Origin of the sequence: Rhodococcoides kyotonense (assembly GCF_001645385.1) — a bacterium.
GTDB classification, from domain to species: Bacteria; Actinomycetota; Actinomycetes; order Mycobacteriales; family Mycobacteriaceae; genus Rhodococcoides; species Rhodococcoides kyotonensis_B.
Genome location: NZ_LVHI01000008.1, coordinates 1 through 14,850 on the forward strand (window position 1 = coordinate 1; position 14,850 = coordinate 14,850).

A 14,850-nucleotide genomic window follows, 5' to 3' on the forward strand; every position below is an offset into this window, starting at 1 on the left:
TGGATACCGCGCAGCACCCCGGCTGCGGACACCGAACAGTTCGCCTGCTGTAGCTCCAACGGCCGCCCGATCGCCTCCTCGAATGCGGTTGATTTGAACCATTCGAAGAACACGCCACGATCGTCACCGAACTGGCGTGGGGTGAACTCGTAGGCGCCGGCGATCTTCAACTCGCGAAAAGTCACGTCTTATTTCCCTCGGTCGAGCAGTTCGAGCAGGTACTGCCCGTAGCCGGATTTGACGAGCTTCTCCGCCCGCTCACGCAGTTCGTCGTCGGTGATGAACCCGCGACGCCACGACACCTCTTCGGGGGCGCCGATCTTCATGCCCTGGCGTTCTTCGATGGTACGGACGAAGTTCGACGCGTCGAGCAGGGAATCGAAGGTGCCGGTATCGAGCCAGGCGGTGCCGCGGGGCAGGACTTCGACGCACAGTTTCCCGGCATCGAGGTAGTGGCGGTTGACGTCGGTGATCTCGTACTCCCCGCGCTCGGAGGGCTGCAGATCGCGGGCGATGGTGATGACGTCGTTGTCGTAGAAGTACAGGCCCGGCACCGAGAAGTTCGACTTCGGGACCTTCGGTTTTTCCTCCAGCGAGATCGCTCTGCCGGCGTGGTCGAACTCGATGACACCGTAGGCGGTGGGGTCTTTGACCTCGTAAGCGAAGACGGCGCCGCCGTCGATGGAATCGAAGCGCGACAGCTGCGAACCCAAGCCGGGGCCGTAGAAGATGTTGTCCCCCAGGACGAGGGCGGCGCTGTCGCTGCCGATGTGGTCCGCGCCGAGTACGAAGGCTTGCGCGAGACCGTTCGGCTCGTGTTGGACCTGGTAGGTGAGGTTGATGCCGAACTGGGAACCGTCGCCGAGCAGACGTTGGAACTGGTCTGCATCCTGCGGGGTGGTGATGATCAGAATGTCGCGGATGTTCGCCAGGATCAACGTCGAGAGCGGGTAGTAGATCATCGGCTTGTCGTAGACAGGCACCAACTGCTTACTGATCCCCATCGTGATCGGATGAAGACGCGAACCGGTACCACCGGCCAGAATGATTCCCCGCATGACGTGCATCCTCCCAGATCAGGACTGCAGCTGCTCGCCCGCTATCACTGCCACGGGATGCGATACGGCTGGTCGTCCGGTTCGATCGGCCAATTCGCGGGCCAGTCGACCATCGGATCGGCTCGAAGTTCGGAAACCTCCGGAGGTATCGGCCGGGCGTCGATTTCGATGCGGTCCCACGTGGTGTCACCGGCCGCGACGTGTGCTGCATATCTCTTCAGCTCACCGGACGCACGAGGGGATCGAGACAGCCGGTCCAACAACAGCGCGGTGACGGCGGTACGCGGCCGCGGCGCACCCACGTCGACGCTGTCGGCGTGACGACGTGCGTTCTCCAGCCGGCCGACCGCGTCGAGCACCCGGTTGTACGCAATCCCCGCGACAGGCTCGTCGATCATGCGTCCTGCCACGGAGCTGTGCCTTCTCCGACGGAGAATTTCTCGTCGGGCGTCAAGACCACCGGAGTGATGTCGGCCGTCTTGGCGGTATCGACGGCCATCTTTCCCCTGTCGAGAGCTTGGTTGAACGGTTCGAGGTGGTGGTCTATTCGTCGGCTGATCTGCCCTTCCGGATCGGTGATAGCGTCGAGAAAACGACCGAACTGGTCGACGGCGTCCTCGATTCTGCGTACGAGGTCCATCGTCAAGTCCATTGTCTTCCAAATGATCTCGACAATGCTCGCCACTTGCCAGGCTGTCCCGACGAACGGAACCTTCTTGAGCGCGACCTTCATCGCGGATCGACCGGAGCCCAGGTCGACTTCGGCTTCGAGCATCTCGGCGAGCTTTCCGACGACGGTTCGGACGCCGTTCTTGATCTGCTCGGTGATGATTTCCGCCAGCGCGTGAATCGTTCGTCCGCACGGGCCTTCCCAGTACATCGCTGCGACTTGCCGTTGTGAGTAGTCCGAGAATGCTTGTGCGGCCAGTCCGTCCCAGTATTCGTCGACGTGGCGGACCCCGTTCTCGAGCGATTCGGCGGCGGCTTCCATGGCGCTGCCCGCAATGTCGAATGCTTCGCCGAGGCGTCTGATCTCGTTCCAATTACCGCTCAGTGGCAGCGTCACTTCGTTCAGCGGACTCCACCCGCTCAGTTCGAAGATCGTGCTGTCCACTTCTCCGAGCCACCCGGCGGCGTCGTCGATCACCTCACGGGTTTCGTCGACGGCCGGATTCGGTGGGGGATAGTCGATTCCGGAGGGTCCGCCGTAGTCGACCGGGGTGGGGTAGTCCTCGACGGCACCGACCGCAGGACTTTCGGAGGTGCCTGGTTGGGGTACCGGAACCGGAATCAAGTCGGTGTGGGCATTGAGGGCGTCGTAGTTCTTCTTTTCCAGGTCGACGTAGAGCCAGGCGGCCTTCCGAAGTTCGTCGCCGATGTAGCAGCAGTTGGCGGACAGGTGGACGTGCCGCGATCGCGTGTACTCCTGGTAGCTGGCGATGAAGGGGGCGAGGCGTTGAAGGACTTGACCGGGGATGGTCTCGCTGAGTCCTGCGTGTTCATCGATGTAGCGGTGGCTTGCCAGAGTCTGTTGCCCGATGCGGTCCGCGAGTCTGCCCATTCCGGCGACTTCGGACGGCCGTGCGGCGAACACTTCGTCCACGTCAGCTCCTTCTGATCGACGAAATGATGTCGTCGATTTGCGAATCGCGCAGTGCGTTGTCCACACCGCGATCGGCCTGCACCAGGAAGAGCGCAGTCGCGGCGGTCGCATGACCCGGCGTCGCGACCACGTCGAATGTTGCTGCTGGAGGGGTACAGTCCTCCGCTTCTTGCGGAATGTTCTCCACATTCGCCCGGTAACGAACCGCTGGCTGCCCTCCAAGATCGAAAGCCTGGGGACCGTCGATCGTCACCGAGGGGGCGGACACGCCCGTTCCGTCCGCGTAGATCGACAGGGCTTTCTCGACCTCGGTTCGCGCCGTCATGTCGAGTTCGGCTGCCGGGCGCCCGGTCATTCCCGTCATCGCCAGCGCGGAGTATTCGCCGTCGTGACACTCGCGCCGCTCGTAGAACCCCACAGCGCCATAGATCACCGACGATCCGTCCTCGGATTCCCACCCGGCGAAACCGTCGTACCAGTTGTCCCAACCCGGCGGTATGTCGTATGTCAACCCGAACTTGGTGGCGATGGGCTGTGGCTGCCCGTCGGGAACGCTGATTTTCGGCGGGGGGAATTCCATCGACGGAAATCCCGACGGCAAAGGTGGATCTGTCGTTCGGACGACCGAACCTGCGGGCCGCGGCGACGTCGTACCCGCCACGCCCTCGTATTTTCCCGGCACCTCCGGCGCCAGTTTCGGTATCCCCCACAGCACCAGGTTGAATACCGCCAGGCTTCCTGCCAGCAGCAGAAGCCGTCTACGCAATCCCATATGCACTCCCCCCGAAGTCGCGCCGAACGCTAACACGACGTCCCGACAAACCCGCCGGGACCGGTAGGGTCATGACCATGAAACTGCTCGTGACCGGGGGCGCTGGGTTCATCGGTGCAAATTTCGTCCATCAAACCGTCGCCGAGCGGCCTGACGCCGAAGTAACGGTGCTCGACGCCCTGACGTACGCGGGAAATCGGGAATCGCTCAGCTCGATCGAGGACCGAATCGAGTTCGTGAAAGGCGACATCGCCGACCAGAAGCTCGTCGAGTGTCTGGTGAGGGACACCGATCTCGTCGTGCACTTCGCCGCCGAGTCGCACAACGACAACAGCCTCGCCAACCCGTGGCCGTTCGTGCACACCAACGTCATCGGCACGACGACGCTTCTGCAGTCGGTCCGCGAGCACGACGTCCGCTACCACCACATCTCCACCGACGAGGTCTACGGCGACCTCGAGCTGGACGACCCGGCGCGGTTCACCGAGTCGACGCCGTACAACCCGTCGAGTCCCTACTCGTCGACGAAGGCGTCGAGCGATCTCCTGGTCCGTGCCTGGGCGCGGAGCTTCGGAGTCCGGGCCACGATCTCCAACTGCTCCAACAACTACGGTCCGTACCAGCATGTCGAGAAGTTCATCCCCCGTCAGATCACCAACATACTGTCGGGCCGACGACCCAAGCTGTACGGCGAAGGCAAGAACGTCCGCGACTGGATCCACGTCGACGACCACAACAGCGCGGTCTGGACCATCATCGACAAGGGCGTGATCGGCGAGACCTACCTGATCGGCGCCGACGGCGAGAAGAACAACCGCGAGGTCCTGGAGACCATCCTCGAGGAGACCGGCCAGGCCGGCGATGCCTTCGATTTCGTCACCGATCGCCCGGGCCACGACCTCCGCTATGCGATCGACTCGACCAAGCTCAGGGCCGAATTGGGTTGGACGCCACAGTATGTGGACTTCCGCAGCGGTTTGAAGGCGACCGTCGACTGGTATCGCGAGAACGAGGAGTGGTGGCGCCCGCAGAAGGACGCGACCGAATCGACGTACGCGCAGACCGAGTCGGTTCTGTCCTAGCGGGACATGCGGTTTCGGAGCAGCAGGTAGACGCCACGTCGCATGAACGACGTGGCGAGCGCCTTCGCGTTCCCGAGCCGTACGTCGGCGGCGGACAGCAGGCCCGGATGAGCTGCGCTCAGTCTCCGGTGGAAGTCCGCGGCCTGGCGTGCCTGTTCCGTCGCGAGTTCGACGCTCCACTGGCCGGAATTGATCCGAAACGTCGCCAGCGGCTGCGGTATCGCGACGACGTCGCCGTGCAGTGCGACGCCGATGAACGTGGCCTGGTCGATCAGATAGGGATGAGCGTTGTCCCACAGCCCGATTCGCTCGAGAACCTCGCGCTTCATCATGACGCAGCCCGGTTCGCCGAAGATGTTGGCGCCTGCCCGGACTGCGGCGCGTGCAGCATCTCGTCCGGACGTCAACCCTGACAACCCGTCGAGCCCGCGGGCGGCGATGAACGTCTTGCCGTAGGCGTCGATCAACGTGCGTTGCGACGCGACCAGCACGGCCGAGGGGTGCTCGTCGAACGCTGCCACCTGCGCGGCGAGCGACGTGGACAGGATGGTGTCGTCACCGCACACGAGCTTGATCAGTTCCCCGCCTGCCTCGGCGGTGACGCGATCCCAGTTCCGCTTGGCGCCGCCGCCCGCTTCGGTCGTCAGCACCCGGATGCGTGGGTCGTCGTACTTCTCGACGACGGCCATCGTCCCGTCGGTCGACGAGTGGTCTGCGATGATCAATTCGAAGTCCGTGAACGTCTGTCCCAGAATCGATTCGATCGTCTCACCGATGTACTCGGCATTGTTGTACGCCGGGACGACGACGGATACCCGTGGGCTCATGTTGTTGTCTTTCTGCGAAACGAGAAATCGCGGTAGCCGAAGAAACTGGCGACAGCCATGATCGCCGTGACGACCAATTGCGAAGGGATGGGCGGGAAGTGAAGGAACGACACGGCGACGGTCATCAGTGAGATGTTCGCCAGGAACGCCCCGAAGTTGACGACGAAGAACCGCCACAGGTCACGTAGGACGTGGCCACGCACTCGGAACACCAGGTAGCGATACATCGCGAACGCGCAGAGCACGTTGCACAGATAGCCGAGCACGATCGCGGCGTGGTACCCGAAGCGCTCGCCGATCAGCAACTGCCACAGGATGAACCACGCGGTGCCGAGCGCTGTGTTGACGCCGCCCACGAGCAGGAACGCGAAGGCCTGGTTCTTGATGACTCGCATCAGCGGCCCGGGGGTGCCGCTCATTCCGGCCGGAGGGGCGCTCACCGGCTGACTCCGAGTGCGCGACGCGTCGCTTCCAGTGTCGACGCGATGCCGGCCGGCAGTGTGCGATGGGTCCGTCGGTCGATCTCGGGCCACACCGTCGACCGCAGTCGCAAGTCGCGCCCCTGGAACGCGGCCAGCGGTGATGCGGCGAGGACCACGTTGGGGCGTCGTCGAAACACGGTTCGGCACGCGCCGAGAATGGAACCGATGGTGACGGCGTGACCCGACGCGAAGATCTTGACCGTCGGGGGTTCACGACGCGACTTCGTCAATGCCAATGCGTCGGCGACCATTTCGGCCGCGTCGGACACGAACAGGTAGTCGCGCAGCGTATCCATCGGGACGTAGATCGACACCGGAGATGCCATCAGATATCCGCGGCACAGATGCGAGATCAGCCCCTGCGGCTTCGCGAGGTTCTGTCCGGGTCCGTACAGGTTGGCGAAGCGGCCCATGACGACATTGACGTCGGTTGCGTCGCCGAATTGCCGTGCGATGTCCTCGGATTCGAGCTTCGCTCGGCCGTAGTCGCCCAGCGGCACGGGCGGGCTGTCCTCGTGGTGTGGCGCACCGGACGCGCCTGCATACACCCCACCCGCCGACGAGGCGAGGAACAGTGTGCCTTCGCGAGACCTGTTGCCGATCGACTGGGTCAACGCACGAATGAGGTCGTTCTCGGCGTCGAACTCGGCGAGGGTCGTTCCGTTGACCCCTGCGCCCGCGGCCCACACGATATTCCAGGGTTCACCGTCGTCGAAATTCTCGAAGAACGACGAACATTGTTGTTGCAAAGCGTCTTTCGCCGATTCGTGATTCGACCACGGTACGGCCGACGTCTGGACGGCGTGGCCGCGTCGACGAAGCTCCCGCGAAACCGCCGATCCCAGCAGTCCGCCGCTGCCGACGACCCACGTGTATGTCGTTGTCACGCGGGCGAATCGGGGTCGGAGGCGCGTTCGGTGCGGCCGAGCGGCCCGTCTGCAGGGTCCGCCACGATCAGGTACGGCGGCTTGCCCATCGCTGTCTTGACGTTGACGCCGATGTACTCGGCGACGATGCCCAGGGAGAACAGCGTCGCGCCGAAACCGAACAGCAGCACCACCATCGTCGACGCCCACCCGCGGACGACGGTGTTGGCGTCGAACAGTACGTAGGACGCGAGAACGTACGCCACCAGTACGAGACCGAGCAGTGCGAACGCTATTCCGATGAAGCTGACGAGTCGCAGTCCCTTGGTGCCGCTCGAGAGCACCATGCGCCAGAAGTGGGACAGCAGCGTGCGCAGGCGATATCCCGATCGTCGGTCGACTTCCTCGCGCAAGGTGACGGGACTCGTCGTGACCTCGCCGGCGATCCAGCTGAGCGCCACGTCGAGATACGCCTCCGATCCGGCGTATGCGGCGACGGAGCGACCGACCTCGCCAAGGACCAGACGAAAGCTCTGATAGTCGACGGTGTTGTCCGCGGCGAGCGCTTTGGCGATGACCCACTTCGATCCGCGCGATGCGGCGTTGCGCCACAAACCATGGGGCGCAACGTTCGTCGGCTTGGCATACACCAGCGAGGACTGGCGATCCAGTGCCGTGTCGAGCAATCCACCGATCTCGGCGGGGTCGTGTTGGCCGTCCTCGTCCATCGTGACGATCCATTCACCACCACTCGACGCCATACCCGCCAACGTCGCGGGATGCTGCCCGAAGTTCCGGCTCAGCCAGACGCCGCGAACGACGTCGTGTTTGCGGACGAGTTCGCGGATCACGTCGGCGGAACCGTCGGGTCCGTGGTCGAACACGAGCAGCACTTCCTCGACGACCATCGGCCGCCCACCGGGAGTCTGCGTCGGCTGGGTCAGCGGGAGGATCTCGTCGACGAGTGCACGCAGCGTCCGCTCGCCCTGATAGACGGGCACCACGATCGAGATGCGGTGCGGGTCGCGGGATGAATCGGACGGGGGAATCACGGGGTATGAGCCTATCTGCTCGGGCTCGTCGTACTGGGTTTCGACGAGGTCGGTTCGTGGATTTCTTCGAGGACCGTCGCCCCACGACGATCCGTGCGTCGTCGCCTCACGTCCAGAACCACCAGTAGACCGAGAACGACGATGCCGCCCGCCATACCGGCGAAGCCGATCCGTTGACCGGGTGGACGGAAGTCGATCTCCAGGTCGGCGTCGGATGTTCCAGGTGGTAGGTCGACGTACAGGAAGATGTCGCCGATGCCTTTCGTCTGCAGTGGTTCACCGTTCAGCGTCGCCGTATAGCCGGGCCAGGCGAGCCGCGCGAACACGACGCTGCCACCGTTCGGGGAGGTGACGCGAACCTCTTCGGAATCCGCGGCCGACGAGACCGACGTCGCGGTGACGCCGACGGTCGCCGAGATGCGGCCCTGGTCGCTCGGAAGCGGTCCCGCGATGCGCTCCAACACGTACGTCTGGCGAGCCGAGTCGGCGGTGGGCGGCGTGACCCACTTCCACCCAGGCGGCGCGGGCTGGTCGTCGATCAGCGGGTACTGGTTCTTCTGCAGTACGACGCGGTCGAGCCGCATCAGATCGGCATAGGTCTTGCCGGTGTAGGCGTCGACCTGGAAAAGGCGTCGATAGGCGTCCGGGCAGGTGGATCCTTCGTGCTCGAAGCAGAGCAGGTTGGCGAAGTCGAGATAGCCGACGGGTGTGTACGCGTTGACGTAGTCCAGGTCCAGCACCTTGGCCGAATTGCCGTACACCTGTGAATGCCACGGCAGCCGAGGGTCGTCGGGTTCCGAGGCGCTGGTCTCGGTCAACTCACGATTGCCGAGCTGCAGCGTCGACCCCTCCCACTTCGGAAACTCCGAGCGCGCCTCCGACTGGGACGCGGGCAGCCACCACTTGTCGAACGGCGGGTCGTAGTTCGCGACCTGATACATCGCGACGGGCGCGATCGTGACCAGCAACAACGCGGCCGTCGCCCTGGACCCATATCGCCGAGCCAGGAACAGCGCCAGCCCGCCGACGACAGCGATGAGCATCCCGGACACGAGGTGACGGCCGAACAGCTCCGGCCCCGACGAGCCGGCGCGCAGCACCAGAATCAAGACCAGCAACGACGCCGCCAGAATTCTGGGTCGCAGCCGCGTCAGCGTGCCGTAGCGGCTGAGGATCGTCGTCACGAGTATCAACGCCAGGATGGCGACGAACGGGAGGATTCGCGCCGGCCAGCGGATCGGGCCGATGTCGCTGGGGCCGGCGGTGAAGACCAGCACGAACACGAGCAGGATCAGTGGGGCCGTGAATTCGCGCAGAGCGGCGGGAACGCGTTGCCACCCGACGAACGCCAGCGCCGGAACGAGGAACCACGCGATGTACGTGACGGGAGACGCTGTCGTCTCACCAGTCCAGGACTCGATGCTCGTCACCGACGACGGGATGCTCGCGGTCAGCGTCTCCGACCAGGGTGCCGTCAGAAAATTGTCGTTGAAGGCGCCTTCGACGCCGCTGCGCCAGGTGACGGCAGACGTCAGCACTCCGGGCAGGAAGGTGATCGCGCCGCACGCCGCGGCCGCGATTCCGACCGTCGCCACTCGTGCGGCCGGCTGCCGGCGACGCTGGAACACCCACTCGCCGATCGCCAGCGAGCCGATCATCACGCCTGCCATGACCGCGGCGTGCACGTAACCGACGCTGATCGCGAGGTAGAGGAATACGAACGGCAGGATCGGGCCGGAGCGGCCGCGTGCGTAGGAAATGGAACTTGCCCAGGCCTGCATGATCCAGGCGGTGCCCATCAACGCGGTGATCCACGAGGTGTTCTCGAAGAACAGCGTGAATCCGACGAACGGCGCGCTCGCACCCGCGACGGCCGCCCACGCGGGACGCGCCCCGTACGCGAGTCCGACGCGGTACACGCCCCAGGCCAGAACGATCGAAAATCCGAGCTTCACCGACGTCGCCAGCACGACGAGGTTGTCGACGGACGGCGAGATGTAGTTGATCGCCATCTGTACCGGGTTCCACAACCCGCCCTGGCCTTCGACGGGATAGTTGCCTGCCATCCACTGATCGAGAACCAGCGACGGGAAGTGGCCGTCGCGCAGTATCCGACCCAGTTGCAGCCAGTTGGGGACGGCACCCGATTCGGTGTCGTCGATGTAGAAGAACCGCGGATCGACGGCGAGGATCAGCAGATAACCCAGTACGACGACGGCCGCGACCGCGGCACCCCAGGCCAGGCGTTCGGTTCTGCCTCCGAGCCCAGGATCGTGTCCGTGCTGCATCGTGCTGGTCGTCACTGTTCGCTCCGTATGTGATCAAGGGCTGTACGACTGTATCGTCCGCGCACCTCGTCAGCCGAAAGACCAGGCCGTACCGTGCGTCGGGACGGTCTTCCACAGGACTGTGCGACCATGGTCTTCGGCGAGGTTGCCTGGCAGGACGGCTTTGCAAGAAAATCGACGAAGATGGGGTTTCTCGAGGTATGGACGGCACTGCTCTGAATCGTCTCGATGCACCATTCGGTGGGTCCGCGGCAAGCGCGGTAGGACTCACGGCGCAGCGAACGCTGTTCGACGGCCCGTCTTCGCTGGTCAGCGCCGATATGTATGCCACCGTGGCGAAGGGCAACGCCGAACGTTCGCGGTATGTCGCGAAGCTCGCCAAGCGCACCGTCGTCGAGACCAACAGCTACTTCGGACGCTTCCCGGCCAGTTACTGGCAGCGATGGACCGAGGTGACCGAGGCGCGGTTCGTCGCGACCGTCACCGGTTCGGGCCGCATCGACGTCGTCGCCACCGACTACAAGGGCAAGAAGCGCACCGTGGCGAGCACGACGGTCGACACCGACGGCCAGCCCAGCCGCCTCGTGCTGACGGCCAAGGTCAAACAGTTCCTCGACGGCGGCGCGCTGTTCGTCCGCTTCACGACGACGTCCGGCGAGCTGTCGGTCGAGGATGCCGAGTGGACCGTCGACGCACCCGAGAAGATGCGTCCGACATCCGTCGTCATCTGCACGTTCAACCGCGCCGACGACTGCGCCAACACTGTCGCCGCCATGGCCGACGATCCCATCGCGCTGCACGGTGTCGACAATGTCTACGTCGTCGACCAGGGCACCGACCAGGTGCAGACGCGTCCGCTGTTCCAGCGCGTGCAGGCCGAGCTCGGCGACAAGCTCGTCTACATCACCCAGCCCAACCTCGGCGGTGCAGGCGGATTCACGCGCGGCTTGTACGAGGTGCAGGGCAAGGGCGGCGATCCGGCCAACGTCGTGTTCATGGACGACGACGTGCTGTGCGAGCCCGAGGCCATCGTCCGGATGAACTCGTTCGCCAACAAGACCGTCGAACCGGCGATCGTGGGCGCGCAGATGCTCTACCTGCTGCACCCCGACCGCGTCCACGTCGGCGCCGAGGTCGCGAATCTGCAGCGGCTCGAGGCCGGCCTGCACGTCAAGAATGCGATTGCCGACAAGAGTGCGCTGAAGAAGAAGCAGGACATGCGCGTCGACGCCGGTTACAACGGCTGGTGGTCGTGCCTCATCCCGTCGGAGATCGTGTCGCAGATCGGCTACCCGCTGCCGCTGTTCTTCCAGTGGGACGACATCGAATACGGATACCGTGCTCGCGCAAACGGATTCGCGACGGTGACGCTTCCCGGCGCGGCTGTCTGGCACGCGGATTTCGCGTGGAAGGACTGGGACGAGTGGCACCGCTACTTCAACCTGCGCAACGGCATGATCACCGCGGCCCTGCACGGCGGACTCGACGGTAGGCAGCTCGCGCGTCAGCTCGGCACCGACCTGTTCCGCTACCTGGTGTCGATGCAGTACGGCATGGCGTTCACGCTGATCAAGGCGGTCGAGGACTTCCTCGTCGGTCCGAGCAAGCTTGCCGACGGCGGTATGGACGCGGCGGCCGCGATCCGACGCGAGCGCTCGGCGTACGACGAGACGAAGCGTTACGACGCCAACGCCGTCCCCGGAGTCCGCCCGGCCGACATGTTCATCACGCCTGCCGGTCCGCACCCGAAGAAGAGCCTCGAGTGGGCCGTGTTGGCCAAGCGCGTGCTGAACCAGTGGCGTGGCCGGGTCGTGCCCGGTCCGGTGGCGATCAGCGCCGACGACGCCCATTGGTGGCACGTGTCGCTGTTCGCGCATGCGGTCGTGACCGATCGTTCGCAGGAAGGCGTGCGCGTGCGCAAGCGCGACAAGGCTGCTGCGATCGACCTGGCCAAGCGTGGCGTGACGGCGTTGCGCCGGCTACGGACCGAGACGGACAACGTCTCGGAGACCTACCGAGTGTCGATGTCGGACCTGACGAGCCGGGACAACTGGACGCGCCTGTACAGCTGAGGCGGCTGCGCCGCACGTGCGCGCGAATGTACAGCCCGCTATACATTTCTGCTCACATGCGCCGAAGGCGCCTTCCTGATCCGAACCACCACCTGCTCGTTGTCCGCGGTGTAGCCCAGGTAGTCGAACTCGGTACCCGTACGGCCCACGAACTCCGTCCACGCGCGGTACTCGTGGTTCCGCCAGCCGGGGAAGTTGAAGTACTCGTCGAACACGATGACGGTGCCGACGGCCAAGCGATCCGCCACCAGATCGAGCACGGTGACCGTCGACGAGTACAGATCCGCGTCGAGGTGCAGGAACGCCAGATCCTCGGTGTGCGACTTCAGAAACCCGGGCAGAGACTCCTCGAACAGACCGGGCACGATCTCGGCACCCGGAACCGTCGGCTCGCCTTCCTGCTCGAACAGTCCCTTCGGGAAACCGGTACGCCACGTCTCGGGTAGGCCGGAGAACACGTCGAACCCGGCGACGATCGAAACATCCGTGTTCGACGCCAATTCCTCCGCGATGATCTCGAGCGTCGTCCCGCTGGCGACGCCGAACTCCAACGCCATGCCCTTCACGGTCACCTCGCCGAGTGCAAAGCGGAGCGTCGCGTGCGGCCGGAGGAACGTCGGCGCCTTCGGCATCATCTCCTCGGCGAACTCGGCGCTCTGCGCGGCCGCTTCGACGTCGGAGGCATACGGAATGTCCCGACGCATCCGCATCTCGAGGCCGCGGATGAAGGCGTGCAGATCGTCGATCTCGCGGCGTTGACGTTCGAGGATGTCGAGAAGCTTCGCCTGTTGATCGTTCGTCTGTTCGGCCAGCTGCGCGGTCTGCTTGTCGAGAACTTCACCCAGCGCGCGTTGGAGTTTCTCGCGCGCGGACTGTCGAATGCGATCGGTCAGCTTCCGCGGTTCCGTCATGCGCACACGGTAGCCGAGAACGGCGCCTTCGGTTCTTTATGGCTCGTTCCGCATGCTCCACTCGCGGCGCTCGTGAGTAGAAATGTAGCGAGGGGTATACATTCGCACGCACATGCGCGTCAGCGCCTGAAATACTCCCGACGCCCCAGACGTCGCAGACGCAACCACTCCACCAACCCCTTCGGATTGTGAGTCGTCACGAGGAAGAACCAGCCGAACCGAATCCACTCCTGCGGCAGCAATTTCCGCATTCCGGGCTGCGACATGAGGTAGCCGCGGTTGCGGTAGGTGAAGTACCGCTTGGTCTCGTCGTCGGGATACTGCGTGTGCATCCGCCCGCCGAGGATCGGCTTGAACTCGTCGGCCCCGTTCGGGTGCACGTACGCCGTCGTCAGGCAAGTACCGAACTTCAGGCCCGACCGTTGCAGCCGACGATGAATCTCCACCTCGTCGCCGCGCACGAACAATCGAAGGTCCGGCACGCCGACAGCGTCGATCGTCGACGCCTTGAACAGGGCGCCGTTGAACAACGACGCGATTCCTTCGAGCAGATCGTCGTCGGGATCGCGCGGGTCGATCAGCTCGGACCGCAGTCGACGCCACTCGACACCTCGCCGCAGCGGGAACGCCAGACGGTCGGGATCGTCGATGTCGCAGACGACGGGAGAAACCTCGTCGAGGCCGTGCTTCGACGCACAGTCGTACAGCGTCTCCAGAACGTGCGGGCCCTCGGGGCGGCCGTCGTCGTCGGCGAGGAAAACCCAATCCGCGCCGAGTGACAGCGCGTAGAGGATTCCAAGTGCGAATCCACCGGCTCCACCCAGATTGTGATGGGACCCAAGGTAGGTCGTCGGGATCGACGCCGACTCGACGAGCTCGCGCACCGCATCCTCGTGCGCGTTGTCCACGACGACGAGGTGGTCCAGTGGGCGTGTCTGCTTGGTGATGACGTCGAGCGACAGAGCCAGGAGCTCCCGACGCTTGTGCGTCACGATCACGCCGACGATCTTGTCCGGCGCCACGACGTCAGGCACTTTTGTCGTCCCGTTCGAGCTCTTTCAAGATCGTCGCGACGTGGTCACCGGCGTCGTCGCCCTCGTACGCCCGGACGACTTCTTCGATGCCGCCTTCCTGACGGACCTGGCCGTGGTCGATCCACATCGCGCGGTCGCACAGCTGGGCGAGGAATTCGTTCGAGTGGCTCGCGAAGACGAGGATGCCGGAACGCTTGACCAGCTCCTGCAGGCGGATGCGCGCCTTCTTCATGAATTCGGCGTCGACGGCTCCGATGCCCTCGTCGAGCAGCAGGATCTCCGGATCGATACTGGTGACGACGCCCATCGCGACGCGCACGCGCATACCCGTCGAATAGGTTCTGAGCGGCATGTCGAGGTAGTCGCCGAGCTCGGTGAAGTCGGCGATCTCGTCCATCTTCGCGAGCATCTGCTTGCGCGTCTGCCCGAGGAACAGCCCGCGAATGATGATGTTCTCGTAACCGGAGATCTCGGGATCCATGCCGACGCCGAGGTCGAAGACGGGGGCGACGCGGCCCTTGACCGACGCCGAGCCGCGCGTCGGCTCGTAGATGCCGGACAGCAGTCGCAGCAGCGTCGACTTGCCTGCTCCGTTGTGCCCGACGAGGCCGACGCGGTCGCCTTCCTTCAGATTCATCGTGATGTCCCGAAGGGCTTCGACGACGACGACGTCGGAGCTGTTGCGGTCGATTGCTCCACCGGCCTTGCCGAGGAACGCCTTCTTCAGCGACCTGGTCTTGGCGTCGAAGATCGGGAAGTCGACGCAGGCTTCGTGCGTCGTGATGCTCACTGACATGAAAGTC

General features: G+C 64.4%; 15 protein-coding genes. 2 read left to right on the plus strand and 13 right to left on the minus strand.

The genetic code is table 11. The features are described from left to right. The 5 genes from A3K89_RS06045 to A3K89_RS06065 all read right to left on the minus strand — a co-directional run. Window positions 1-185: dTDP-4-dehydrorhamnose 3,5-epimerase family protein (locus A3K89_RS06045; RefSeq protein WP_174551373.1), on the minus strand; the 185-nt coding region annotated here is incomplete at its 3' end. A gap of 3 nt (window positions 186-188) precedes the next feature. Beyond that, window positions 189-1,058: a glucose-1-phosphate thymidylyltransferase RfbA gene (gene rfbA, locus A3K89_RS06050; protein WP_068423452.1), complete on the minus strand. Its 870-nt coding sequence runs from the start codon at window positions 1,056-1,058 to the stop codon at window positions 189-191. A 44-nt stretch (window positions 1,059-1,102) separates the two neighbouring features. Continuing rightward, window positions 1,103-1,468, minus strand: a complete 366-nt coding sequence (locus A3K89_RS06055; protein ID WP_254303451.1) for a hypothetical protein — start codon at window positions 1,466-1,468, stop codon at window positions 1,103-1,105. Further along, window positions 1,453-2,661, minus strand: coding sequence for a hypothetical protein (locus A3K89_RS06060; protein ID WP_068423332.1), 1,209 nt, complete (start codon window positions 2,659-2,661; stop codon window positions 1,453-1,455). The genes A3K89_RS06055 and A3K89_RS06060 overlap by 16 nt, the downstream gene beginning before the upstream one ends. A 1-nt stretch (window position 2,662) precedes the next feature. Beyond that, the gene (locus tag A3K89_RS06065; RefSeq protein ID WP_254303452.1) at window positions 2,663-3,433 is read right to left on the minus strand and encodes a hypothetical protein; all 771 of its coding nucleotides are present in this window, start codon (window positions 3,431-3,433) and stop codon (window positions 2,663-2,665) included. Between the two features lie 77 nt (window positions 3,434-3,510). Here A3K89_RS06065 and rfbB point away from each other — a divergent pair, with 77 nt between their 5' ends. Next, the gene (gene rfbB, locus A3K89_RS06070) at window positions 3,511-4,515 is read left to right on the plus strand and encodes a dTDP-glucose 4,6-dehydratase (RefSeq protein ID WP_068423458.1); all 1,005 of its coding nucleotides are present in this window, start codon (window positions 3,511-3,513) and stop codon (window positions 4,513-4,515) included. On the opposite strand, the gene A3K89_RS06075 is transcribed toward rfbB, so the two are convergent. From A3K89_RS06075 to A3K89_RS06095, 5 genes are read right to left on the minus strand one after another with little or no spacing between them, the layout of a single operon-like run. Further along, complete coding sequence (locus A3K89_RS06075; RefSeq protein WP_068423334.1) at window positions 4,512-5,342, minus strand: glycosyltransferase family 2 protein; 831 nt, start codon at window positions 5,340-5,342, stop codon at window positions 4,512-4,514. The two genes, rfbB and A3K89_RS06075, sit on opposite strands and share 4 nt — an antisense overlap. After that, window positions 5,339-5,761 (minus strand): GtrA family protein, encoded by a 423-nt coding sequence (locus A3K89_RS06080; RefSeq protein ID WP_068423336.1) that lies wholly within the window; start codon window positions 5,759-5,761, stop codon window positions 5,339-5,341. Before A3K89_RS06080 ends, A3K89_RS06075 begins: the two co-directional genes overlap by 4 nt. A 17-nt stretch (window positions 5,762-5,778) precedes the next feature. Next, complete coding sequence (locus A3K89_RS06085; protein ID WP_068423337.1) at window positions 5,779-6,711, minus strand: NAD-dependent epimerase/dehydratase family protein; 933 nt, start codon at window positions 6,709-6,711, stop codon at window positions 5,779-5,781. Then, window positions 6,708-7,703 (minus strand): glycosyltransferase, encoded by a 996-nt coding sequence (locus A3K89_RS06090; protein ID WP_068423460.1) that lies wholly within the window; start codon window positions 7,701-7,703, stop codon window positions 6,708-6,710. The genes A3K89_RS06085 and A3K89_RS06090 overlap by 4 nt, the downstream gene beginning before the upstream one ends. Window positions 7,704-7,753: 50 nt before the next feature. Continuing rightward, window positions 7,754-10,045 (minus strand): hypothetical protein, encoded by a 2,292-nt coding sequence (locus A3K89_RS06095; protein WP_068423339.1) that lies wholly within the window; start codon window positions 10,043-10,045, stop codon window positions 7,754-7,756. 185 nt (window positions 10,046-10,230) lie between these two features. On the opposite strand from A3K89_RS06095, the gene A3K89_RS06100 reads away from it, so the two are divergent. Continuing rightward, window positions 10,231-12,102: a glycosyltransferase gene (locus A3K89_RS06100; protein ID WP_068423341.1), complete on the plus strand. Its 1,872-nt coding sequence runs from the start codon at window positions 10,231-10,233 to the stop codon at window positions 12,100-12,102. A 38-nt stretch (window positions 12,103-12,140) separates the two neighbouring features. Here the strand turns inward: A3K89_RS06100 and A3K89_RS06105 are convergent, their stop codons facing one another. The 3 genes from A3K89_RS06105 to wzt form a co-directional block, all read right to left on the minus strand. Beyond that, window positions 12,141-13,013 carry a TylF/MycF/NovP-related O-methyltransferase gene (locus tag A3K89_RS06105; RefSeq protein WP_068423342.1) on the minus strand — a complete coding sequence of 291 codons (873 nt, stop codon included), beginning with the start codon at window positions 13,011-13,013 and terminating at the stop codon, window positions 12,141-12,143. A 119-nt stretch (window positions 13,014-13,132) separates the two neighbouring features. Continuing rightward, window positions 13,133-14,047, minus strand: a complete 915-nt coding sequence (gene glfT1, locus A3K89_RS06110; RefSeq protein ID WP_371828790.1) for a galactofuranosyltransferase GlfT1 — start codon at window positions 14,045-14,047, stop codon at window positions 13,133-13,135. Next, window positions 14,040-14,843 carry a galactan export ABC transporter ATP-binding subunit Wzt/RfbE gene (wzt, locus tag A3K89_RS06115; protein WP_068423344.1) on the minus strand — a complete coding sequence of 268 codons (804 nt, stop codon included), beginning with the start codon at window positions 14,841-14,843 and terminating at the stop codon, window positions 14,040-14,042. Before wzt ends, glfT1 begins: the two co-directional genes overlap by 8 nt. Between the last annotated feature and the right edge of the window lie 7 nt (window positions 14,844-14,850).

Coding starts and splice junctions, on each gene's coding strand:
- A3K89_RS06065 (WP_254303452.1), bottom strand. CDS start 3,433: ATGGGATTGCGTAGACGGCTTCTGCTGCTGGCAGGAAGCCTGGCGGTA.
- A3K89_RS06100 (WP_068423341.1), top strand. CDS start 10,231: ATGGACGGCACTGCTCTGAATCGTCTCGATGCACCATTCGGTGGGTCC.
- A3K89_RS06075 (WP_068423334.1), bottom strand. CDS start 5,342: ATGAGCCCACGGGTATCCGTCGTCGTCCCGGCGTACAACAATGCCGAG.
- A3K89_RS06080 (WP_068423336.1), bottom strand. CDS start 5,761: ATGAGCGGCACCCCCGGGCCGCTGATGCGAGTCATCAAGAACCAGGCC.
- rfbB (WP_068423458.1), top strand. CDS start 3,511: ATGAAACTGCTCGTGACCGGGGGCGCTGGGTTCATCGGTGCAAATTTC.
- wzt (WP_068423344.1), bottom strand. CDS start 14,843: ATGTCAGTGAGCATCACGACGCACGAAGCCTGCGTCGACTTCCCGATC.
- rfbA (WP_068423452.1), bottom strand. CDS start 1,058: ATGCGGGGAATCATTCTGGCCGGTGGTACCGGTTCGCGTCTTCATCCG.
- A3K89_RS06105 (WP_068423342.1), bottom strand. CDS start 13,013: ATGACGGAACCGCGGAAGCTGACCGATCGCATTCGACAGTCCGCGCGC.